At 66.8% G+C, this 259-nt stretch carries 1 protein-coding gene; it reads right to left on the minus strand.

Annotated elements, in window-relative coordinates; all coding sequences use genetic code 11:
- On the minus strand, nucleotides 1-246 hold a 246-nt coding region (locus ACLJNW_RS26230; RefSeq protein ID WP_410961510.1), incomplete at its 3' end, for a hypothetical protein.
- Nucleotides 247-259: the final 13 nt, after the last annotated feature.

Here is a 259-nt window from a genome sequence, read left to right on the forward strand (position 1 = left end):
GACCACCACCACGTTGCGGATCGGCAGGGTATTCGCCGCCGGCGGGGTGAACTCGCGGCGCACCGCGGCCTCATCGGCGTCCACCAGCTTGTCGTTGGGGGTCAGCAACATCTGCCGGGTGGTCTCCAGGGCGACCTTGTCGTCCAGGGTGGCCTTCCAGATGTTCGCGCGGTCTTCGGAGAAGCGCTCCTTGGCCGCCTTGACCAGGGTCAGGGTGCCGTTCAGGCCCAACTGGTTGGCGAACATGGACTCGGTGGTG

It is taken from the genome of Salmonella sp. SAL4457, from assembly GCF_046548235.1.
In the GTDB taxonomy this organism is placed as follows: Bacteria; Pseudomonadota; Gammaproteobacteria; order Enterobacterales; family Enterobacteriaceae; genus Salmonella; species Salmonella enterica.